This is a genomic window from Enterococcus sp. AMC1252 (assembly GCF_058216515.1).
This window is the reverse complement of record NZ_CM177097.1, coordinates 1,761,726-1,784,711: the sequence shown is the minus strand read 5'-3', so window position 1 is coordinate 1,784,711 and position 22,986 is coordinate 1,761,726. Positions and strand designations below refer to the sequence as shown.

At 35.0% G+C, this 22,986-nt stretch carries 25 protein-coding genes; 6 read left to right on the top strand and 19 right to left on the bottom strand.

All coding sequences use genetic code 11. The features are described 5' to 3' along the window. Positions 1-73: 73 nt before the first annotated feature. Positions 74-775, top strand: a complete 702-nt coding sequence (locus AC4BB5_RS08445; RefSeq protein WP_490458896.1) for a histidine phosphatase family protein — start codon at positions 74-76, stop codon at positions 773-775. A gap of 69 nt (positions 776-844) precedes the next feature. On the opposite strand, the gene AC4BB5_RS08440 is transcribed toward AC4BB5_RS08445, so the two are convergent. The 5 genes from AC4BB5_RS08440 to AC4BB5_RS08420 form a co-directional block, all read right to left on the bottom strand. Next, positions 845-1,702 (bottom strand): MurR/RpiR family transcriptional regulator, encoded by an 858-nt coding sequence (locus tag AC4BB5_RS08440; RefSeq protein ID WP_490458895.1) that lies wholly within the window; start codon positions 1,700-1,702, stop codon positions 845-847. Between the two features lie 218 nt (positions 1,703-1,920). After that, entirely contained in the window at positions 1,921-3,369 is a 1,449-nt protein-coding gene (locus AC4BB5_RS08435; RefSeq protein WP_490458894.1) for a PTS transporter subunit EIIC, read from the bottom strand. A gap of 24 nt (positions 3,370-3,393) precedes the next feature. Next, positions 3,394-4,281, bottom strand: a complete 888-nt coding sequence (gene murQ, locus AC4BB5_RS08430; protein WP_490458893.1) for an N-acetylmuramic acid 6-phosphate etherase — start codon at positions 4,279-4,281, stop codon at positions 3,394-3,396. Position 4,282: 1 nt separating this feature from the next. Beyond that, positions 4,283-5,347, bottom strand: coding sequence for a DUF871 domain-containing protein (locus tag AC4BB5_RS08425; protein ID WP_490459050.1), 1,065 nt, complete (start codon positions 5,345-5,347; stop codon positions 4,283-4,285). Positions 5,348-5,514: 167 nt separating this feature from the next. After that, positions 5,515-6,006 (bottom strand): PTS sugar transporter subunit IIA, encoded by a 492-nt coding sequence (locus AC4BB5_RS08420; protein WP_490458892.1) that lies wholly within the window; start codon positions 6,004-6,006, stop codon positions 5,515-5,517. 180 nt (positions 6,007-6,186) lie between these two features. Between AC4BB5_RS08420 and AC4BB5_RS08415 the strand changes: the two genes are divergently transcribed. Together AC4BB5_RS08415 and AC4BB5_RS08410 are read left to right on the top strand one after the other, a co-directional pair. Next, entirely contained in the window at positions 6,187-7,017 is an 831-nt protein-coding gene (locus tag AC4BB5_RS08415) for an undecaprenyl-diphosphate phosphatase (RefSeq protein ID WP_490458891.1), read from the top strand. Positions 7,018-7,274: 257 nt separating this feature from the next. Beyond that, the gene (locus tag AC4BB5_RS08410; protein WP_490459049.1) at positions 7,275-9,182 is read left to right on the top strand and encodes a heavy metal translocating P-type ATPase; all 1,908 of its coding nucleotides are present in this window, start codon (positions 7,275-7,277) and stop codon (positions 9,180-9,182) included. 37 nt (positions 9,183-9,219) lie between these two features. On the opposite strand, the gene AC4BB5_RS08405 is transcribed toward AC4BB5_RS08410, so the two are convergent. From AC4BB5_RS08405 to AC4BB5_RS08395, 3 genes are all read right to left on the bottom strand, one after another. Beyond that, on the bottom strand, positions 9,220-9,873 hold the full coding sequence (locus AC4BB5_RS08405) for an HD domain-containing protein (protein ID WP_490458890.1): 654 nt from the start codon (positions 9,871-9,873) through the stop codon (positions 9,220-9,222). An 83-nt stretch (positions 9,874-9,956) separates the two neighbouring features. Further along, on the bottom strand, positions 9,957-10,580 hold the full coding sequence (locus AC4BB5_RS08400; protein ID WP_490458889.1) for a DUF47 domain-containing protein: 624 nt from the start codon (positions 10,578-10,580) through the stop codon (positions 9,957-9,959). A 12-nt stretch (positions 10,581-10,592) separates the two neighbouring features. Further along, the gene (locus tag AC4BB5_RS08395) at positions 10,593-11,570 is read right to left on the bottom strand and encodes an inorganic phosphate transporter (protein WP_490459048.1); all 978 of its coding nucleotides are present in this window, start codon (positions 11,568-11,570) and stop codon (positions 10,593-10,595) included. Between the two features lie 279 nt (positions 11,571-11,849). Between AC4BB5_RS08395 and rpsT the strand changes: the two genes are divergently transcribed. Continuing rightward, positions 11,850-12,104, top strand: coding sequence for a 30S ribosomal protein S20 (gene rpsT / locus AC4BB5_RS08390; protein WP_490458888.1), 255 nt, complete (start codon positions 11,850-11,852; stop codon positions 12,102-12,104). Positions 12,105-12,236: 132 nt separating this feature from the next. On the opposite strand, the gene AC4BB5_RS08385 is transcribed toward rpsT, so the two are convergent. The 5 genes from AC4BB5_RS08385 to AC4BB5_RS08365 all read right to left on the bottom strand — a co-directional run bounded on the left by AC4BB5_RS08385 (position 12,237) and on the right by AC4BB5_RS08365 (position 17,306). Further along, positions 12,237-12,626 (bottom strand): ester cyclase, encoded by a 390-nt coding sequence (locus AC4BB5_RS08385; RefSeq protein ID WP_490458887.1) that lies wholly within the window; start codon positions 12,624-12,626, stop codon positions 12,237-12,239. 19 nt (positions 12,627-12,645) lie between these two features. Continuing rightward, a complete protein-coding gene (gene holA, locus AC4BB5_RS08380) occupies positions 12,646-13,677 on the bottom strand; it encodes a DNA polymerase III subunit delta (protein WP_490458886.1) in 1,032 nt (343 codons plus the stop codon). Positions 13,678-13,726: 49 nt separating this feature from the next. Beyond that, a complete protein-coding gene (locus tag AC4BB5_RS08375) occupies positions 13,727-16,003 on the bottom strand; it encodes a DNA internalization-related competence protein ComEC/Rec2 (RefSeq protein ID WP_490459047.1) in 2,277 nt (758 codons plus the stop codon). A gap of 31 nt (positions 16,004-16,034) precedes the next feature. Further along, positions 16,035-16,541 (bottom strand): ComE operon protein 2, encoded by a 507-nt coding sequence (locus tag AC4BB5_RS08370; protein WP_490458885.1) that lies wholly within the window; start codon positions 16,539-16,541, stop codon positions 16,035-16,037. A 141-nt stretch (positions 16,542-16,682) separates the two neighbouring features. Then, complete coding sequence (locus tag AC4BB5_RS08365; RefSeq protein ID WP_490458884.1) at positions 16,683-17,306, bottom strand: helix-hairpin-helix domain-containing protein; 624 nt, start codon at positions 17,304-17,306, stop codon at positions 16,683-16,685. Between the two features lie 101 nt (positions 17,307-17,407). Here AC4BB5_RS08365 and AC4BB5_RS08360 point away from each other — a divergent pair, with 101 nt between their 5' ends. Together AC4BB5_RS08360 and AC4BB5_RS08355 are read left to right on the top strand one after the other, a co-directional pair. Beyond that, positions 17,408-17,932: a sigma-70 family RNA polymerase sigma factor gene (locus AC4BB5_RS08360; protein ID WP_490458883.1), complete on the top strand. Its 525-nt coding sequence runs from the start codon at positions 17,408-17,410 to the stop codon at positions 17,930-17,932. A 63-nt stretch (positions 17,933-17,995) separates the two neighbouring features. Further along, the gene (locus AC4BB5_RS08355) at positions 17,996-18,817 is read left to right on the top strand and encodes a hypothetical protein (RefSeq protein WP_490458882.1); all 822 of its coding nucleotides are present in this window, start codon (positions 17,996-17,998) and stop codon (positions 18,815-18,817) included. A 45-nt stretch (positions 18,818-18,862) separates the two neighbouring features. Here AC4BB5_RS08355 and AC4BB5_RS08350 read toward each other — a convergent pair whose 3' ends face one another. The 6 genes from AC4BB5_RS08350 to AC4BB5_RS08325 all read right to left on the bottom strand — a co-directional run bounded on the left by AC4BB5_RS08350 (position 18,863) and on the right by AC4BB5_RS08325 (position 22,970). Further along, positions 18,863-19,918: a SepM family pheromone-processing serine protease gene (locus tag AC4BB5_RS08350; RefSeq protein WP_490458881.1), complete on the bottom strand. Its 1,056-nt coding sequence runs from the start codon at positions 19,916-19,918 to the stop codon at positions 18,863-18,865. After that, the gene (gene coaD / locus AC4BB5_RS08345; RefSeq protein WP_490458880.1) at positions 19,911-20,411 is read right to left on the bottom strand and encodes a pantetheine-phosphate adenylyltransferase; all 501 of its coding nucleotides are present in this window, start codon (positions 20,409-20,411) and stop codon (positions 19,911-19,913) included. The genes AC4BB5_RS08350 and coaD overlap by 8 nt, the downstream gene beginning before the upstream one ends. Beyond that, entirely contained in the window at positions 20,404-21,000 is a 597-nt protein-coding gene (gene rsmD / locus AC4BB5_RS08340; RefSeq protein WP_490458879.1) for a 16S rRNA (guanine(966)-N(2))-methyltransferase RsmD, read from the bottom strand. Before rsmD ends, coaD begins: the two co-directional genes overlap by 8 nt. Positions 21,001-21,074: 74 nt before the next feature. Continuing rightward, complete coding sequence (locus tag AC4BB5_RS08335; RefSeq protein WP_490458878.1) at positions 21,075-21,425, bottom strand: YlbG family protein; 351 nt, start codon at positions 21,423-21,425, stop codon at positions 21,075-21,077. Then, positions 21,415-21,846: a YlbF/YmcA family competence regulator gene (locus AC4BB5_RS08330; protein WP_490458877.1), complete on the bottom strand. Its 432-nt coding sequence runs from the start codon at positions 21,844-21,846 to the stop codon at positions 21,415-21,417. The genes AC4BB5_RS08335 and AC4BB5_RS08330 overlap by 11 nt, the downstream gene beginning before the upstream one ends. A gap of 2 nt (positions 21,847-21,848) precedes the next feature. After that, positions 21,849-22,970, bottom strand: a complete 1,122-nt coding sequence (locus AC4BB5_RS08325; protein ID WP_490458876.1) for a CAP-associated domain-containing protein — start codon at positions 22,968-22,970, stop codon at positions 21,849-21,851. Positions 22,971-22,986: the final 16 nt, after the last annotated feature.

Here is a 22,986-nt window from a genome sequence, read left to right as displayed (position 1 = left end):
TAGGACTAGCTCTAGAAACTAGACTCTTACTATTAAGAGAGAAAAAATTCAAAACGTCTAGGAGGAATTCTCTATGAATGAACCAACAACGCTATACATCGTCCGACACGGCAAGACAATGTTCAACACGATTGGTAGAACTCAAGGATGGTCAGATACCCCTTTGACTAAGGAAGGAGAAGAAATCATCCACTACTTAGGACTTGGTCTTCGTCATACAGATTTTAAAGAAGCTTACTCTAGCGATAGTGGTCGCGCGATACAGACAGCTCGAATTATTTTACAAGAACATCTTAATGGAGCGGATATTCCATACGGCACTGATAGCCGGATTCGTGAATGGTGCTTTGGGTCTTTAGATGGTGGTTATGACGGAGAACTTTGGGGTGTGGTTCCAAGAATTTTAGCTTTTAAAAACTATGAAGATATGATGACCAATAGAATTAGTTATAAAGATTTAGCTGAGGCTATTATCGCGGCCGATACTGCAAATTGGGCAGAACCTTATGAAAAAATTTGCGAACGGGTTTGGACTGGCTTTGAAGATATTGCCCATCACCGAGAAAAAGACGGTGGTGGTAATGTACTGATCGTCTCTCACGGTTTAACGATTTCATTTTTACTGTCACTGATCGACACTAGCTTACCCATGCAAATTGGACTTGAAAACGGCAGTGTAACAAAGCTTATCTATGAAAATGGTAAATTTACGATCAATACAGTCAACGATACTCATTATATTGATAATGGACGTGACATTACATTCACTAAGTAAACAATACAAATAAGAGGGGATAAGAAAACGAATCAAGTTTCATTAGCCCCTCTTATTTGTATTGCGAATTTAATCCAACTCTTTTTTTACGATTTCAACAGCTTCCTTAGAATCTTGGATTTTTTCCAGTGTCTCTTTATAGTTTTTTGCAGCATAAGCAAAAAATAAAACATCAACTACATAAAGTTGCGCTGTTAATGAAACAGTGGCAGCACTTCTCAACGGTGCTTCTCCACCAGTAGGAGTCAATAATAAAACCGAACTTTTTTGTGCTAATGCAGAAACCGAATCTGCTGTTAAAGCAATCACGGGCAGCCCACGCTCAATGGCAATATCTGCTAATGCATTCGTTTCCTGATTTGTACCTGAATTTGAGATTCCTATAAAAATCCCTTTCAATCTATTTGTTCCAATTGCAGAAGCGAACAAATGATGATCCATTGTAAAAAATACACTCAAGCCAAGACGAGTAAATTTCTGATAAATATCTTGGGCAACTAACGATGAAGCACCTAGACCGTAAACAAAAATAATTTCTGCATCTTCCAAATCTTTGACTGCTTGATCAATGGCTTGATCTTCCAAATGTTCATTGGTTCGCTCTAAAATATGAATCAAGCGATGCTGAAGTTTTTCTTTTATTGCCCCAGTTGTTTCACCATTTTCCACCTCAGTATACATTTGTGTATCGACAGCTCCTAGATTAGCTGAAAGTAGCAATTTTAAATCAGTAAAGCCACTCACTTCGATTGATCGGCAAAAGCGAATGATTGCGGCGGGACTAGAACCAGCTTTTTTAGCAAGTTCTTGCGCACTTAAAGTAATAACTTCACTTGTATTCTTCAAAATGTACTCTGCTACTTTTTGTTCAGATCCGGGTAAATCTTTGATATAATCTTGAATCGTTAAAATTATATTTTGCTGCATTACTTACACATCCTTTTTTTCTGTCAAAATTCTCATTTTTTAGTTGATATTCCAACAGTTTACATTTTCATTATAGCTAAAAATCAATCAAAAAGAAATGTATCCGCCAAAATAAGGATGTCTCTATGCTCATATCAAAACAACTGACTCTTAGCAATCGAATTATTCATGCTAGAAGTCAGTTGTTTTTTCACAAATTTTAATCTATAGTAACTCTCTTATTTTTCTTGTAAATCTTTTGGGATCCCAAAGAAAAATGTTGCCACAAATCCACCTGCATACGCTGCCAATAACCCTAACACATAAGCTAACCATTGATTGTTAGCGATTAGGGGAATCAATGCTACACCGCTTGGGCCAATTGCAATTGAGCCTACATTTCCAAAAGCGCCAATCACAGCTCCACCGATTCCTCCGCCAATACACGCTGTAATAAACGGACGCCCTAACGGTAATGTTACTCCGTAAATCAAGGGTTCCCCAATACCCAAAATTCCGACAGGCAATGCACCTTTGATCATTTCAACAAGTTTAGTCTCTTTTTTACAACGGATCCACAATGCTAAAGCTGCACCAACTTGACCTGCGCCAGCCATTGCTAGTATCGGTAACAACAAGGTCATTCCAGTTTGAGTAATCATTTCAATATGGATTGGTGTTAATATCTGATGTAGTCCGAACATAACCATTGGCAAGAATGTCGCCCCTAAAGTAAAACCAGCTAGCATTCCACCTTTTTCTAATACAATGTTAATCACTCCAACAAGGCTGTTAGAGATGAATCCTGCTACAGGCATAATTAAGAAAATCGTGATCAGACCGATCACCAACAAGGAGACTGTTGGTGTGACAATAATATCAATAGAATCAGGAATCACTTTATGAAGTTGCTTTTCTACTATTGAAAGTAACCACACTGCAAAGATAACGCCAATAATTCCCCCTTGTCCAGCTGATAAGTTTCCTCCAGTCAAGATATTTGGCAGTGGCGCTTCAGGATTCATTCCCGTTAACATCGTCACTGCACCAATTACACCTCCAAGCGCCGGTGTTGCTCCAAATTCACTGGCACTATTAATTCCTGTATACAAAGCTAAATAAGCAAAAATACCGTTTTTTATGATATTCAGAACATCAATATATTGCTGCCAAGAATCACCGATTGTGCCAGCGACTAAGAGATTTGACATTACAGCAGCAATTCCTCCAATAATTCCAGCACCAACAAACGCTGGTATCAATGGAACAAAAATATTAGAAATCGATTTCAAAACTGCTTTAAAACCGGAATTATTTTTGTTTTTTTCCTTTTGAGCAGCTTTCACCTGTGCTGCTTTCGCTTCAACTAATTGTTTTCCTGAAAGCTCATTTTCTTTTGTTGGCATGCTATTAGGAAATGGTTCTCCTAGCTTTACACCCGCCATATCAACCATTTCTTGTGCTACTTTATTGACCGTACCAGGTCCAATCACAACTTGCAGAGTGTCATCTTCTACAACACCCATAACGCCTTCAATCTTTTTTAACGCTTCTAATTCAACTTTATCATAATCACGAATATCCATTCGGACACGTGTCATACAATGTCTCAGTTTCAAGACATTTTCTTGCCCCCCTACTTCTTCATAAATTTCCCTAGCCAAACGTTTGATTTTATCTTCTGTCATGATTTTATCCCCCTTTAAAATTCTTTAGATCGTATTTTTTATAAAATGATTGCCTTGTCTTAACTTCGTTTTCGCTTCTTCTTTTGAAGTTTTTGTTAACAGCATAACGATTGCAAGTTTCACGTTTCCATCTGCTTTAGAAAAATAAGTTGCTGCATCTTCATAGTTGCAATCGGTCGCTTCCATAATAATCCGTTTTGATCGTTCTACCAGCTTTTCATTTGTAGGTTTTACATCAACCATTAAATTATTATAAACTTTGCCAATCCCAATCATCGAGATAGTTGATATCATATTTAAAATTAATTTTTGGGCTGTACCAGATTTCAAACGTGTTGAACCTGTTAAAAATTCTGGTCCTGCGTCGACCTCGACCGGCATCTGTGCATATTGACTGATTTCGGCTGCTTTATTGCAAGAAATCGATACAGTTGCCGCACCGACTAAAGCCGCATAAACTAAACCACCTATCACATAAGGTGTCCGCCCGCTAGCAGCGATTCCAATCACAACATCTTTATTAGTTAGTTCTATATCTATCAAATCTTGTTGCCCCAACTCTTTGGAATCTTCTGCCCCTTCCACAGCCACAGTCATAGCTGACTGACCACCAGCAATCAAGCCTTGGACCATAGTAGGTTCTACACCAAAAGTTGGTACGCATTCTGCAGCATCTAAAACACCAAGGCGACCACTTGTTCCAGCACCCATGTAAATCAGTCTACCGCCATTGTTAAAAGAATCAATGATCGATTCAATAACTGGTTCAATTTGAGGAAGTGCTTCTTTCACTGCTAAAGCAACTTTTTGATCTTCTTGGTTCATCTTGTCTAGTGCTTCTTTTATCGTTAACTCATCTAAATTCATGGTTTCCTGATTTCTACGCTCTGTAGTTAATTTTTCTAAATTCATTTCATAATGTTCCCTTCTCTACTAAATTGAAGACTCTACCTGCGTTTATCAATTTCAACAGCGAACAGTCTTCTGGTACCACTTGAGCCACAACGTTGATTTTTTCATGCTCAGGTAAGTCTTTTTTTGTCACTTGGATTTCCCCCATATACCTTCCATACTGAAAATTATCGATTGTCACGCTTCCTGCTTTTCGTTCTAGTAATGTTTCTGGCTCAACCTTTATTATTTTCTTAAATCGTGCCTCCGCACTACGTATCACATCACGTGCTTCGTCAGAACGATTCGTATGCTTTCCTAGTATCTGTTCATAGTAATTACTACCGATATCAGATACTTCCAGTTGTAAAAGTTGATCACGAGAGTAGCTTTCAAATTGATGCATTGTTCGCTCAGAAATCATAGGATCACCGACATATACGCCATCTACATGAAAATTTTCATTTAAATCCAAAGCCGCCGAAAATGGATTATCATACCGATGTTTTTCCAATGTCGGCAACCCTTCATACAAAGGTCCTCTTAACTGAGTATTTCCTTGAATAAATGCGAACACCTGAAAACCTGACTGTTTTAACCAGTAATTTTTTTCTTTGAAAAATTTACTGCCCAATCCTGTTTCAGGTCTCGGATAATAATTATGCCATGCTTCAAAATTGTTAAAATTTGCATTGAACGCTTGTAATTCTTCCACATCATCAACTGAGATAGTACTAGCATTCAAGCCAATAGTTAAATAGTTAGACGCTTCAGCAATTTCTTGATTTGAAATAGCATAGTCCATACGTAAACCAGTAACTCCTAATGCTAAAATTTCCTCTAAACGTTTAAAAGAAAAACCAGCTCGATTCAATGCTTCGCCTGAAATGTCGACCATTAGTTTCATACTGTTCTTTTGAGCAATTTGTCCAAGCTTTTTTAATCTTTTAGCATATAGTGTTGCATCATCTTCTGGAATATGTAAGGAAGTAAAAATTCCTTTAAATCCAATTCTACTCATTTCTTGAATATATGAGCACGTCTCATCTGTCATCTCTTCACTCAAAAAAATAGAAATACCAAGCATCTTTCCCATCCCTTCCTAATTTATTTTTATTATAATCTAAGTGAAATAATATTTCAACATAAAAACATCATTTATATTATATGTAAAATTATTTTTTAGAAACAAAAAAAGAATGGAAAAAACAATTTACTGTTTTTCCCATTCTTTTAATTTAATTAATTAACAGATCATGCCTTGGCAGTACCGATTTGCTCCCCTACGATAACTTCTCCTGTTTTACTAAGGTCAAAGCTTTTTAAGTCGTCCATATTTGTGATTACGACAACCATTTCAGTCCCTTTTCCTGCAGATTCAATCCCCGCTAAATCAACCCTAGCAATCAAAGTTCCTTGAGATACTTTAGAACCTTCACTTACTTTTATATCAAAAGGCTCTCCGTTGAGCTCCACTGTATCAATTCCCATATGAAGTAAAATTTCCAGACCGTTCATCATTTTCATCCCTACCGCATGTTTAGTTTGAAAAACACTTAACACTTCTCCAGCAATGGGTGAATAAATTTCTTCTGATTCTGGAATAATAGCAAAACCATCGCCCATCATTTTCTGCGAAAAGACTGGATCATTGACTTCACTGATTGGAATTAACTTTCCCGTTACTACTGCGTATAGGGATTCATTTAATTGAATTGGTTCCTTCTTTTTTAAAAATCCAAACATTTACTTTCTCCTCCAAATTTCATGAATAGTATTAGTATAGAAAATTTTCAAAATAAATACAACAATCAATAAGCTAGATGCTAATTTTTTCTAATACTTCAGAAAAGTTAGTTGGTTTTTCTCATCCTAAAAGGTATACTTATAGTGATTTATTATTCTATGTAGGAAAGGATTGAACCTATGCTTTTATCAAATTTATGGAAAGCAATTATTCTAGGTATTATTGAGGGAGTAACTGAATGGCTTCCGATTAGTAGTACTGGACATTTAATATTAGTCGATGAATTTATTAAAATGAATCTTAGCAAAGATTTTATGGAAATGTTTAATGTCGTAATTCAGCTTGGCGCAATCATGGCTGTTGTCGTTCTTTATTTCCACAAGTTAAACCCCTTCTCGCCTAGAAAAGACGAGGTGGAAAAGAAAGATACTTGGATTCTTTGGTCGAAGGTCGTTGTCGCTTGTGCACCCGCGGCAATTATTGGGATTCCGTTAGATGACTGGCTTGAAGCAAAATTCCATAATTTCTTTACAGTTGCATTGATGTTGATTGTCTATGGGGTAGCGTTTGTTCTCATTGAAAAAAGAAATCGGGATCGTAAACCCAAATGCACAGACTTAAGAGACTTCACTTATAAAGCTGCGGCAATCGTTGGTTTCTTCCAAGTATTATCTTTAATTCCAGGAACTTCTCGTTCGGGAGCAACGATTTTAGGCGCAATTATCATTGGCGCATCGCGTTTTGTTGCAACAGAATTTTCTTTTTTCTTAGGGATTCCTGTTATGTTCGGCGCAAGCTTCTTGAAAATTGTAAAGTTTGTTATGAAAGGAAATTCATTTGGCTTTACTGAAATATTCATTCTACTAACTGGTTCTATTGTAGCTTTTGTCGTTTCAATTATAGTGATTAAATTCTTATTAAATTATCTTAAACGAAACGATTTCACTGCTTTCGGTTGGTATCGCATTATCCTTGGAGTCTTATTAATCAGTTATTGGCTATTTTCTTAATTTTTTTGAACCGATCGAACGATCGGTTCTTTTTTATTTTGCATACATTTAACAAATGAAGCTTGTGTATACTCACATTAATAGTGATAATGATTATCACTATTAATTAGAATAAGTATCATATAAACAAATATACAAAACCTTATTTATAAGCAATAACACAAATGATAATCACTATCATTCTCATTTAGAATATTCTATTATCATTTAACTTCTAACTGTGATATGCTCTTTATTGAGGAGTGATAACGATGAAATTGACAGAAGAAAAAAAAGCTATTCTTTCTACAATACTATGTTTGCTATTTATGATTCTAGGTTTTATTTTTGAAAAAAACGGTACAACTTTTTATCCAATTATCTTTATTTTAGCAATTTTTTTTGGTGGATTTAAGCAGACCAAAGAAGGAATTATTGAAACAGTTGAAAATAAGCGCCTAAATGTGGACTTACTAATGGCGTTAGCTGCAATTGGTGCTTGTATTATTGGCAACTGGTTTGAAGGGGCTATGTTAACATTTATTTTTTGCCTTAGTGGGGCTTTGGAAGAGTACACAACAAATAAGAGCAAAAAAGAAATAGCTAGTTTGATGAATATGCAACCAGAAACAGCACTCGTTCTTAATGGACAAGGCAAAACAACAGAAATAGCTGTTAGTGAGTTACAGATAGGTGATTTGGTATTGGTTCCAAAAGGGGCAAGCGTACCCATTGATGGCACACTCGTTACTGGTTCTTCAACTATCGATGAGGCAGCTATCACAGGAGAATCCGTTCCCGCTGAAAAAAGAAAAAATGACCCTTTATTTGGTGGAACTATTAATTTAGGAGAAGCTATTACACTTAGCGTTACTAAAAACAGCGAGGACACTTTATTTGCGAAAATTATTCGTCTAGTTGACGAAGCACAAAATACTCCCTCGCAAACTGCTAGTTTTATTGAAAAACTAGAAAATATTTATGTAAAGATCGTCTTGATTGCGATTCCTATGATGATTTTAATTCCATATTTATTTTTAGATTGGTCTTGGAACGAAAGCTTTTATAGAGGAATGGTCTTACTTGTAGTTGCTTCACCTTGTGCATTAGTAGCTTCCGCTACTCCGGCTACTTTAGCTGCAATCTCCAACGGAGCAAGAAATGGTGTCTTGTTTAAAGGCGGAGTCTATTTAGAAAATTTAGCTTCATTGAAGGCAATTGCATTTGATAAAACCGGCACGTTAACATATGGTGTCCCAGTAGTTACTGATGCTGTATTCTTAACAAATAATCAAGACGCACTGACTATTCTTCTTGCAATGGAAAGGCAATCGACTCATCCTTTAGCTCAAGCAATTATTACACACTTCGATAATGAAGATATCACTTACTATGAAAATATCGAAGTCAAAAACATTATTGGTTTTGGAATGGAAACCACTCTTGATAGCGTTACTTGGCGTGTTGGTAAAAGTTCATTCAATGACCAAATGATAATTAACGAAAGTCTGAACAAAACAACCGAACAGTTACAAAATGATGGAAAAACCGTGATTTATCTATTTAGAAACCAGGATTTAATCGCCTACTTTGGATTACTAGATATTCCTAAACCCGAAGCAAAAAACGTTATTAGCTACTTTAAAGAAAATGGTATTCATACGACAATGATTACTGGTGACCATGAAAAGACAGCCAGCGCAGTCGCAAATGAACTCGAAATCGATCAAATTCATGCAAACTGTCTACCTGAAGATAAAACGTTACTAATTAAAGAACAAAAAACAAAATATGGCATAAATGCTATGGTCGGTGATGGCATCAACGACGCTCCTGCATTAGCTAATGCAGCAATTGGGGTTGCTATGGGAGAAGGAACTGATATTGCAATGGATGTGGCAGACATGGTTCTAATGCAAAATGATTTGGAAAAGCTGAAAATGAGTCATCAACTTTCAAAAAAACTAAAACGAATCGTTAGTCAAAATATTGCCTTTTCAGCTGGGATCATTGTTCTACTAATATTTTCCAATTTTTTCCAGATTATCAATTTACCTTTAGGTGTTATAGGTCATGAAGGTAGTACAATCCTTGTTATTCTGAATGGATTAAGGATGCTAAAAACAATTCCAAGTAAAAAGGCTCCTTTAGAAAAATATTCTTCACAAGCAGTAGAGCTTGTTTGATAGACAAATAACCGCTAAAACAAAACTTTCCTTTGTTTTAGCGGTTATTTGGATAGTTCCACTCGTCAAAAAATTCCTCTAAAAAGGCTTCTAAAAACTTTTGGCGTTTACTCCCTATTCTTTTAGCATATTTTGTATTTAGGCCGTCATTTAGTAAAAGAATTTTTTCGTAGAAGTGATTGATAATTGTACTTTCATCACGATATTCACTTTTCGTACGCAGTGTTCTAGGTTTAATATTAGGATCATAGATTGGATTTCCCTTATGTCCGCCATAATAAACCGCTCGAGTAATTCCAATAGCTCCCATAGCATCCAAGCGATCTGCATCTTGTACAATTTGACCTTCAATTGTAAGTATTTCGTCAGTTCCGTTGAACCGCTCACTAAAAGAAAGGTTTTTAATTATATGGATGATATGTTGAATTTGAGCACTTGAACAATCGATTTGACTTAAAAATCCTTCTAATTGCTGGTACGCTTGATCTGAATCAAAAACTAACTTATCATCTACAGTATCATGAAGATAAGCTGCTGCCGTGACAATAAAAAGATCACATGTTTCCGTTTGAGCAATTGTATTCGCTAATCGAACCACTCTATTTATATGATCCATACTATGACCAGTCAGATCTTTTTCCATTATTGGTTCTACATAATTTTTGATTTTTACAATTTTTTGATTGTCCATTCAATTTCTCCAATTTTGTGAATAACAATAGGCTGAGATAAACAACGATTTACCTCAACCTATTATTTAGCAAGTCATTTTTGTTAACTATTTTTTATTACTAAACCTCCGATTACATCTACAACCGATTCACTAGCATTTAGTAAATCTTCTAATTGGTCATAAACATTCTTCCAACGGATAACTTCAATTGGATTTTGCTCATTTGTAAATAAATCCTTTAAGGCATCACTGTATAGTTTGTCTGCTTTCCCTTCGATTTCACTTACCTCATCGATCATCGCATGCAATGTTTTAGAATTCTTGAATTTTGCAAATTCCTTTGTTGCAGTTAGAACCCCCACCGTAGCTTCTACTCCATATGTTATAAAAACCAACGCACTATCCTTCAATTCTTTTACAACCAAACTACTCAGCAGATAAGCAATACTGTTAATCGTGTCTAGTACATCATCTAATCGTTGTGTAATTTCCACGATATCTTCTCTATCAATTGGTGTGATAAACGAAATATATAACTCTTTTAGGATTTTCTGAACGATTTGATCGCCTTCACGCTCTAACGCATGGATTTTTTCCGCTTCCCTCTCAAGTTTTTCAAGGGAATAGTCCATTGCAATCATTTCTAAAAGCTCTGCTGCTTGATGAGCATTCTTTGCCAAATGTTCTAATTCACCAAAGTAATCAAATTGCTTTTTTCTAGCCATTTTATTCTCTCCTTAAAATAATGCGATAAATAATTTTGCCATGATAAAGGCAATAACTCCACAGCCTGGAAATGTCAAAATCCAAGCAATCAACATTTCTTTTACAATGCGCCAATCGACGCTAGATACTCTTTTTGAAGCGCCTACACCCATGATTGCAGTAGTTTTAGTATGAGTCGTAGAAACTGGAATACCAAAAATGGAAGCTGCAAATAAACAAATAGCTGTGCTTAAATCAGCCGCAAATCCTTGGTATCGTTCTAATTTCACCATATCCATACCAACTGATTTGATAATTCTCATGCCGCCTACCGAAGTGCCAAATCCCATCGTCACAGAGCAAAGGACCATAACCCAAATTGGAATAATGAAACCCGATCCCGATTTTTCTGCCAAATTATTATAATAAAGTCCCAACATAAATACGCCCATAAATTTTTGACCATCTTGAGCACCGTGTAAAAAAGCATTTGCAGCAGCACCAAATGCTTGTCCGTATGTAAAAACTTTATTCGCTGTCCTTCTAGCTACATTTTTGAAAAGGATTACAATTAGTTTTGTAACAAGAAAACCACCGCCAAATCCCATGACAGTAGAAACAACTAAACCAACGAGAACTTTGGTCCATTCTGTACCATTGACAGCACCAAGTCCACCTAAAGCCATTGCGGAACCTGTGAGACCTGCGATTAGTGCATGACTTTCACTCGTTGGAATACCGAAATACCAAGCAGCTACTGACCAAACCACAATCGAAAACAACGCTGCCGCTAATGCGACTTGTGACGCATTTCCTTGTGCATCAAAACTTACAATGTTACTGATCGTTTCAGCTACCTGAGCATTGAAAAAAGTCATTACTAATGCGCCGAAGAAGTTCATCACAACAGCCATCCAAATTGCGACGTTTGGCTTTAAGACACGCGTCGAGACAGCGGTTGCAATTGCATTCGGTGCATCTGTCCAGCCATTAACAAAAATAACACCCATTACAAGTGTAACTGTTACAATTAAAGCAATATTCACATTGACACCACCATTTCATTTTTCCCTTGTTATGATAGCATATTTTTTAAGAAAAGTATCGATTTTTCCAATCAAACTTACATACAAATTGGTTTTTACATGATGAAATCAATATTTTTACTGTTAAGGAAAAAAACTTGTCATCTTTTATTGCAATGCAAGTGCGGATTAGGTATAATGATTAGTGTTGAATTACATATGGATTTTCCTGTGTAAGACCTTAATTTATCGGAGGTGAAAGAAATGCCAAATATTGAATCTGCAATCAAACGTGTACGTACTAACGCTAATAAGAATGCTCAAAATTCATCTCAAAAAAATGCTATGCGTACAGCTATCAAGAAATTTGAAGATGCTGTAGCTGCTGGTGCTGACAACGTAGATGCGTTATATAAAGAAGCTGCTAAAGCTGTTGATATGGCTGAAACAAAAGGATTAATCCATAAAAACAAAGCAGGCCGTGACAAATCTCGTCTAAGCAAAAAATTAGCAAAATAATGATTTTTAGAAGTTAACTCGATGTTAGCTTCTTTTTTATTAAAAAAGTACGGGCTGAAATCATTTCGATTTTAGCCCGTACTCATTACTTTATGTTAGACTTTTGAATTTACTTCAATTCTTTTAAAAAGTCTAATTTTTATTTTGGCTTTCGATCCCTTTACGGTCGATTTGAATCCAATATTCAGCTATTTTTTCTTGTTCGAGTAAATAAACAGCACTAGCAATTTGAATGATTGTTTTATTTTCAGGTGTTCGTCCAGTTTGTTTCCACCGAACATAGACCTTGTGACCATCAGCTAAGATTTCTTGAATCTCTAATTTAAATTGTCCATAAAGCTCCTGCATTTCTTCTACATGTTCAATATAATCCATTGGCGATCGTGTTATTACATATTCGTTTTCAGACTGAACTTGATGGGCAATTACCCGTTCATGCATAAAACTATGTGCTAACTGTAGATTTTTCCCAGAGCGAACTTCCTTAAAAAAAGCTTTTATTATTTTTTTTGATTCATTCAAAAAAACGCCTCCCCGCTTTTTATTTGGCAACTTGTCCAGATAATTTAAGAATAAATAATTCAAAAAGCAATTCTTTATCCATCTGACCTGTTTTCATTCGAAAATCATTCTCAACCAATTCGTCATAAATCACTTCTAGACGGTCTAATTCAAAGCGACGAACCTGTTGTAGTGCTAACTTTACACGATATGGATGTATCTTCAATGTTTCTGCAATATTCGCCTGTTGATATCCTAATTTTGCTAAAATTTTAGTTTGTAAGAATAATCTAATTTGATTAAGCAAAATAGCATTTAATTTGATTGTCTCTTCTCCTTGCAGTAATAAATCTTCATACAATTGGATTGCTTTTTCGCTATGACCTGATAGCACATCATTTGTTAAGTCAAACACATTATGTTCTAGAGATTTCGGTACCAATTCTTTAACTGCATTTAATGAAATTATTTTGTTATCAGAAGCATATAAAAATAATTTTTGCAGTTCTCCCATTACTTTTGACAAGTTCAAATCCGTTAGTTGCAACAATAAATCAAAAGCTTCTGGTCTAATCTCGTATCCTTCACTTTGAATCGTTTGTTCAACATACTGTCTTACTTCACGCTCACCCATCGGATTAACATCGATAATTTCAGCTTGTTTTTTTATTCGTTTAGTTACTTTTTTTCGCTCGTCTAATTTATCAACATTTGCAATAAAAACCAAAATGGTTGTTGGTGACGGGTGCTCCAAATACTTTAATAAACTATCAATATCATGATCTAATCCATTCGTTTTTCTTTCTGCCGTCAAAAAATAGGGATTTTCAATAAAAACTAATCGATAATCACCAAAAAAAGGAATCGTTTCAGCTTCTTCTATTGCTAATGACAATGGGACTTCTTCCATATCAAAAGAGGAATAGTTAAACTGATCATCTTCAGTTTTTATCAATTGACTCATCAATTCAGTTTTAAATAACTCACTTAGATATCCTTCTGTTCCTTGAATTAAATAAACAGAAGCAAATTGTTGTTGCCTCACTTGTTTTAATGCCTCTTGTAGGTTCATAAGTTCCCTCATTTCTCTTTTCCATCCTATCATGTCATTTCAAGAAATGCTAGTCTTCTCTCACGATTGTTTTAGCTGTTGAAATTTTTGAAAATGGCGTCCAATCATAATAAACCATTCCATTTTTATCCGTTCGAAAACTTTTTATATTTGCCTGTTTTAGTGTATTAACTGTTTCCTCATGAGGATGGCTGAATCGATTATCACGTCCACAAGAAATAACACTATCTACTGGCCCAATTTTTTGAACAAATAAAGAGTCAGAGGAAGTCTTACTGCCATGGTGCCCTACCTTTAATACATCAATGCTTAAGTTTGGAAAACTTTTTAATAATTGATGTTCTCCTTCTTTTTCTAAATCTCCTGTAAATAAAAAACGTTTTCCTTGAACTTTCGTATAAATCACCATTGAGTCCTTGTTTTCTCCTGTTCCTGAACGATTTGGCGCAAGAATTTCTAATGAAATTGAGTGACCAACAGATGTGCCCGCTAAGACTGGATAACATTTTGTGCCCTTCTTTTTTAAGCCATTTATAATCCGTTGGAAAACAGCTTTTTTTTCAGTACCAATGGGGTAATAAAGTGACCGAATCGGAATTTTTTCATTGATCGCCAATAAATCACCGCAATGATCGACATCTCCATGACTAATCAAAACCCTATCTAGATATTTGACTCCTTTACTTTTTAAATAGGGAATTACTGAATAATTTGCATTTGATGTTTGTTTTGATTTAATTTTCCATTTTTCTTTTTGAAAATCAATACTTCCACCAGTATCGATCAAAATATTTTCCTGATGAAATGGCGTTTGTATAAAAATACTATCTCCCTGCCCAACGTCAATAAATGCTATTGTGCCATTGGGCGAAAAATGTTTATTGTACATCAATAAAAACAAACTTATCACTAGTAAATAGACTCTTTTTGAATGATTGTACATCTTATGAAGTGTAAAGAAAAGGAGTATACAAATAAAAAGAAATAGTATTGGAGAATAAGCACCCGTAACAATTGTAAATGTGCTATGACGACTTAACCATTCCAAAACTGATTGTTGGATCAAAAAATATATTTCCAGACTATCAATTAATAAATCAATGTTGAATACATATGAGGTTAAAAGACTAATACAAAGTATAGGCAAAATAAAGTGTTCAAAAAGGGGCAATAACAAAAATGTAAATAAGCTGCTCGTCAACTGCCACTCAAAAAATGTTAGTCCTATCAACGGAGTCATTGTATAATTTAATAAAAATGAAAAAAAATACATCTTTACCATACGATTATTGATTCTTTCTGTAATAGGATTTACAAATAAAATAAAAAATGATAAAGAATAGCTTAGTTGCCCTCCCACTGAAAACAGCAAATACGGCTTAAAAAAAAGACCTATTATCAATGTCAAACTCCAACAATCCAAACTAGATAAACGCCAATTAAATTCACGACTTCCTAGAGAGATCATACTTTGCATCAACGCGCGAACTACACTGACTGAAAAACCAGTCATTCCTGCATAAGTAAATGAAAAGAATAACTGAAACCAAAATAGTCGCTCCGTTGTGATACCACATCGCAAGAGCAAATATCTAAAACAACCGACAAAAAAAGCTACATGCATTCCTGATAAACTAAACAAATGAAGAATTCCCAAATTTGCTAGGACACCTTCTTTTTGAGAAAACTCACTTGACTTGAATCCAAAAAGTAACGTATTAAGGTGCAAAGCAGTTTCTTTAAAAAAAGTCTTATCGCAATAATCAATTGCCTTTTTTCTATAACTACTTAGCCAATGTAAGACTTCATAAAGTTTAGGTCTTTTCACTGTGGTCTTCTTGATACGATTGATTGTTAGTGTTTGATAGATTCCATTTTCTTTTAGATATTTCTGATAATCAAACCCATTAAGATTCGTCTGACCTAACGGTGTTTCAAACTCTCCAGTTAAGTTGATTTTCACTGGTTGATTTATTGTCTGCCAATGCTGCTTTTCCTCTTGTGAATCAAATCGATAAAAAGCTATTACTTTGCGCTTTTCTTTTTTACCTGTAAAAAAGTATCCCTCTAATTGGAGTTGATCACCATCTACTTTATGCTTATCAGGCAATACCACTAAGTAACCTGTCACTTCATTTGTCTCAGAGAATTTTACTTGTGTCTCTTTTCTTAGAGTTAGCCAACATGAAGTCATGATAATAAAAATACACAAAAAACTGACGCTAAAGATCGCCTTGTTTCCTGTGCAAAGAACTCGACTAATTAAATAAAACCAAACTACACCTATTAATAGGCTTGGCTTCATTATAAAAAAAACTGTTCCTATCGTTAATAATACTGGGAAAATCCAGTAATTATTAATCTGTTTGAGGTGCTTCTTCCACTGAAGCAGTCTCTTCTTCCCCTAATTGTAGTTCAGCAAAATATTTCTTCGATAGGGTCACTTGATCTACAGTTGCCCCTACTTGATTGATCAGAGCCATCGCATACTCATCATTTCTGTAATCCTTTAAATAATGAATCTTTTTGATTCCTGCTTGTAAAATCATTTTTGTGCATTGCAAACAGGGGAAATGAGTTACATAAATTTCTGCACCTTCTGTAGGAATACCAAATTTCGCACACTGCAAGATGGCATTCATTTCAGCATGGATCGTTCGGACACAGTGCCCGTCTACCACATAACAGCCATCATCAATACAATGTACATCTCCACTAACTGAGCCATTGTAACCTCCAGCAATGATGCGTTTATCTCTAACTACCGTTGCGCCAACTTCTAAACGAGTACACGTACTTCTTAATGATAAAAGCACACTTTGTGCCATAAAATATTGATCCCAAGGAATTCTTTCTAATGTCATATTATACTCCTTTTAAGATATTATTTATTTTTGCTGATTTTTAAATTATTAGTAGGTTATACAAATAGTAAATTATAGAAAAAGTCTCGTCAAGAACCTGCACACGATATTTGTAAAATAGTTATTATTCTAACAAGTTTTTTAAGAAGTAATGAACTCTTTTAATTTATCAAAAGATTTTTCACCAAAGCCCGAAATATTTTTTAGATCTTCTATAGTTTTAAAACCTCCATTTTCTTCCCGATAACGAATGATTTCTTGTGCTTTCTTTTCACCTACTCCTGGTAAGGTTTGCAATTCAGCTTCACTCGCTTTGTTAAGATTGACTTTACGGGTTTCCTTATTTTCACTCGTTTGTGAGCCGTTGCTTTGTTCAGTTTTTTGAATTTTCTCCCCTATCTTTGGCACGTAGATCACCATCTGATCTACAATTCGCTCAGAAAAATTGACTTGTTTGGTATCAGCCTCCTCACTCAGCCCTCCAGCAAGCATTACAGCGTCCCAGACACGCATATTCTCAGATCCTTCATACATTCCAGGAATTTCAACAGCTCCCTTTATATCTACGTATATTTGCCTAGATAGCGAATCTGCTTCTATCAACTGAGATGAGCTGACTGATGTCATCACTAACTCTTCTTCCGTCAAGTCAGCAGAACTAGAGCCAACTAAAAAAAATATACTGATGCCACAAACAATCCCAATTAAAATGACACCGCCAATAACAAATTGCTTATACTTCTGTAACATTTTACGATAATCCATGTTTTTCCTCCCTTCTAAGTATAGATACGCATTCTTTTTGTTTTTCCATGATAGAAAATGGAAGAGTTCGTCGTATAATAGAGTAAGAAGGTGATGAAGAGATGGAGAAGGAAATCATTGTATTATTAAAAAAACAAGATTTTTTGGGGTTGGAAAAATTTATTGATCTTTTAGGGACTGATATTGTGAAATGTATTCGGGCAATCTTAAATCATCCGGAAGAAATCACTTATCAGAAAGAAACTGAAAACGAAGTGTTTTACCGTATTTGGCAAAAAATTGCTAGTTATGACGAAAGTAAGAGTAGTTTGAAAACTTGGAGTTTAACCATTACACGTAACATTTGTTTGGATAAAAAGCGTTTGATTATACGCGAACGGAAAATTGTTCCTATGGATCAACTGCCAGAAAGTATTTTAGAAGATAATCACTTTGAAAAAGAAAATTTCTTAGACTTATTAAAACATCTAACAGAAGAAGATCAATTGATTTTTTTGAAATACTACTATTATCAGGATACACCCGCTGAAATTGCGAAGGAATTAAAAATGAATGTTTCTCAAGTATATAATCATTTGTCTCGGGGAAGAAAAATGATTAAAGAAATGCTTGGGTCAAATGTATAAATTTTGTTATTAAAAAAAGGCTAAAGGAATCTGATCAGCATCAACTCAAAGGAGGAATTTCACATGGCAAATCCATTCAAAGTTGTCATAAATCAACTCAACAAAGACATTACAAACAGCTCAAAAAAAGAATTAAATACGCAACAAAAGAAACATTTATTCAACCAAACAAAGATGTATATATTTTTACAAGATTTTATTGAGAAATTTGCCCCTTATCTGGAAGAAGGTGAAAAAATCCACGCCTACTTACCAATGACTAGTGATGGTCAAAACGTTTCTGCTGTTGGTCTGGGTTTACTGGGAATGTATCATCCTGAATCAGAAGAAGCCAAAGCTTATGTAAAAAACTTCAATGATCTTAGAGGCAATCGTATTTTGATTTTCACTGATAAACGTATGATTTTTACAACAATCATAGAGTTCTTGGATCAAAGAACCTTTTTTAGTTACCCTTATCCAACTATCAAAGCAATCACATTGAAAGAAAATAGAATGACCTATTTCGATTGGGATAACTCTTTTCCACCTAAACGGGTTGCTCTTTACACTTATATCTTTGACTTTGAATCGGAAAATCATATTTTTACAGAATTATTAGGACAACGAGATGCGGATATTTTGAAGCGTCAACTATCAGAAATCCCAGCTTTGAAGGAAATTATCGTAATCGAAAAAGTCTATCGTAAACATAGATTTGATCAAATCGTCAATAATCCTGTACTAGCTTATAGACTTATGTATTATTTTTCTATATTTGCTGCCATAGGATTCCTTATCCTCTTAGCTTTAGGTGGTTTCTTTCATATTGGACCAGCAAAATCCTTATTTGATTTTACAACTGAACCATCATTACAATTGATTTCTACCTGGCTTTTGCCTTAAATAAAAAAAGACAAGGAGACATTTAACTGCTTCCTTGTCTTTTTTTTATTTTAACGTTTTCAGATAGTCCAACGCATCTTGGACGTTTTTAACTGGTACGATTTTCATTTTTGTACCAATTTTTTTAGCTGCAGCTTTCGCTTCCTCATAATTCGTTTTAATTCCTGGTTCAGCTTTTTTCATTTCTTTTGTGATTTCATCATCAGGCGCAAAAAAGATTTCTGTTTGGTTTTTGCTAGCCGTAACGACTTTTTTGTCGATACCACCGATCCTTCCAACAGTCCCTTGGCTATTGATTGTTCCTGTTCCAGCGATTTTATGACCTTTTCGAATGCCTTTATGCGTTAACTGCTCATATGTCTCCAATGTAAACATTAACCCAGCTGACGGTCCTCCGATATCTCCAGCATCAATTTCTACTGGAATCGATGAATCGATCTCCGTGTGATCGGTCAACCCAATTCCTATGCCAGCTTTCTTGTCAGTTGAAAGCTTAATCAGCTTTCCTGTTGCGTCTTTTGCCTTACCATCTTGTAAATAACTTACTGTGATTTCTTGTCCAATTTTTTGTTTTTTTACATAGTTTACAAATTCTTCACTGCTGCTAAATGTTTTGCCATCAATTCCTGTAACAGTGTCTCCTACAGAAATTTTTCCCTTAAAACTAGAGTTATCTTCTATAGCTAAAACATAAACACCTTTAAAACTCATTTTATAAGGGACCTCAGCAAGCTTTAAAGCTTGCTCAATAGCAGCATTCTTTGAAGAATCCATATAATATTGCTGGATTCGTTCATATTCACTATTCGTACTTGATCCCATTAGCGATTCCTTACTCACTAATTCCTGAAAATCAGAAAATTTTGCTTTTAGAGCTGAGCCTAATGTCGCTTTACGCACACCCACAGTCGTCAAATAAAAGGCACCTGGCTCCGAATCTTTTTTATTATCTACTGTAACGAAATCCTTTAAATTCTCTGTTGTCCCTGGTCCTTCAATATAGTACGGTATAGGAAAAATCATTATAACGATTAATAAAATAACTACTGCAAAAGGCAGCATCGACTTAATTGATAGTTTCTCGTTATGCTCATTATTCATTTAGCTTCATCTCACGATTCTTTTGATTTAGTGCTTGATTGACAGCCTCTGGTAAATAGTCAGAGACATCTCCACCAAATTTTAGCACTTCTTTTAACAAACTTGAACTAATATGTGCATATTCTTCATCAGCTAATAAAAAAACAGTTTCAATTGTAGGTGCCAGATGATGATTCATCTTAGCAATATCCTTCTCATACTCGTAATCTTTTACATTTCTAATTCCACGAATCAGAAAGTTAGCACCTAAGTCAGCTGCACTTTCAACAGTAAGCTTTGTTTCTTGAACGATTACTTCTACATTTTCTAAATGAGCGACCGCTTCTTTTATCAAAGCAAGTTTTTCTTCTAAAGTAAAAAGAGCTGTTTTGTTCGTATTAACAAAGACGCCTACAATGACTGTATCAAACATCTTTGTGCTACGCTCAATCAGATTCAGATGACCATTAGTCAACGGATCGAAACTTCCAGGAAAAAGAGCAATTTTAGTCATCTTCTACCTCCTGTCTATATATCGTTATTTGAGTAATGCCGTATGTTGTTTCACGAGTTTTTAATAGTGCTCCGATACTTTCAGGTAAAGTTACTGATTTATCCGTCTCACAAACAATAATAGCATCATCATTCAATAAATCATAAACAAGCATTTGCTCAATTTGCTTTGCAATTTCCTGTTTAGCATAAGGAGGATCAAGTAGAACTAAATCGAGTTTAGTTTTTTCTTCTTTCAGAAATTCTATCGCTTTATTAGCATCCATTTTTTTGATAATGAACTTAGCCGATTCTTTTGTTACTTCTATGTTTTCTTTAATGATTTTAATGGCAGAAAAGTTTTTTTCAACACAAATTCCTAAATCCATCCCTCTGGATACAGCTTCAATCGCAAGGCCGCCGCTTCCCGCATATAAATCTAATGCGGTTCCTCCATCAAAATAGGGTCCAATCATATTAAAAATCGATTCTTTTACTTTATCCGTTGTAGGGCGTGTATTGTCACCATCCAAAGCTTTTAAACGCCGCCCCCCATATTCTCCTGAAATAACCCGCATCTTTAACGCTCCTTTACATAATTGTTCATACACATTGATAGTACGTCAACCATACAGAAAAAAGATGAAAAATGTTTGAAATTGGTTCACATTTTTCATCTCGATTTTTACACATTTTCAGCTAAACGAATTTGAGTGCTTAACTCTTCCACTTCAAATCCTTCTTCTTTTTCATACTGATAAGCAGCCTTAGTGCCAATTTTTTCAGCGAAATTCATTTCCACATCCGGGCGATAAGACCGTTCTACTTTCCGCACGAAATGTAGTCCGTTGATTTTAGCTTCGGAGCTTTCTATATCTTCTTCATTCATATAAACAACAACATATTTCATACGACGAGAGACATAATGAATCAGACCATATCGCTTCAATGTCTTTAATTGTTTTAAACTATACACCCAGACAACTAAGCAGCGTCGTTTTTGGATAGTAAATTCTTTTTCTTCATTAACTTGCATGACAACTACCTCCACAGCCTGAATGTTTACCTTTTTCAAAGAAAGGATTTCCGGCATCTACTTTAATGTCATCTGAAATTGTTTTAGCAACGGACATACCTACCAAATCTAGTATGGTTTGTATCTCTGTTTCAGAAACACGAAACTCAGCAACTTCTTCACTCACATCCAGCGCCCGCTTGGCTTGTCGGACCGCTCGTTGCTTGGTACGAAAATCAGGCGCATGATTGCCATATGCCTCAATTCGTTCAAAAGCGTCTTTTGCATCTAAAAATGCTTTTTGTTTATCTCGAACATCTTTTGATCCGTACATCGACTGCCGATTTATTTTATAAGATTTAATGCTCTCGCTTGTTAAGATTGCTTGAACAAGTTTTTCTGTCTGATCTTCTATTTCAAAAAGTTTTTCTGTTACTATCATACTTATTCACTTTCCTCTGTTTGAGATATTTCTTTCTCTGTTTCTTGTAATAAGACTAACATACTTGCTTTAGAGAAAGCAACGCCAATGTTTTCTCTTTCTTGATGTGCAAAACGAGAATGATACAATGAATCAGAAAACCATGATAATACTGTAAACGTAGGATCATAAATCGGTTCTGTGTAAATCCCAGTAGCTTTTTTCTTGTCTAACTGACCAACCTTCAACAATTTTTGATACTCGTCATTTGTTAACGTAAAGACATTTTCTGCAGTCATTTGATCTTTACTAAATTGCCAGCTTTCAGTTCGTTCTAACGATAGAATATTTTTTTGGTTTTTAGGAAGCACCTCAAATAGTTTTTGAGCATTTTTTTGACTCTCAGTATTCACATGATAGGTCGGTAAGCCTTCCTTAAGCTTTAACAAATTAATTATTTGAATAACTTGATGGCTCTTAACTGCATCAAAACCTGCTAATTGATCTGTTACTAAAATAGGAATGATTTCGCCTTCAAGTAATTGATACGGCATTATTGTCAGCAGAGTTTTTTTATCTAAATACGTAACGGCTGAAAGTTTTCCTGTACCATGGTTGAAAAATAAAATAGCAAATGTCTTATTATCAAATGCTATCAATGGACGATAATTCATATCTTCTTCCATCAACTCAACATTGTAATTATTTTCTTTATATGTAAACGCAAAATTTGAATAAATAGTCATTAATTCGGAAACATCAGATAATTTCATATCCATCGAAAATGGCTTTGTCTCTTCTGACACATTGAACGCTTTGATTGCAGAAATTTTTTCCTCTCGGACATTCACTTCTATATAGTTCGCATCTTTTTCACCATAAATCCATAATTCGTATCCCGTACCTGTCTGCTGTTTTTCAAGCGGTTCACCAAATTTAGTAACAAAAGTACCTGTTTCTTTGCCTATGTACGCAGCATAACCAGAAGTTGAAATTTCTTCATATGGTAATGCAGTGTGGGAGACAACTTGCCTCCCACGATCTGCTTCTTGCTGCATTTTATCAGCAGGAAAAAAGACAGGCTGTAAATAACCACCTATTAGGACTACAAAGAAAACGCCTAAAAAAACTAAAAATCGTTTCATCTTTTTCCCCACTTTT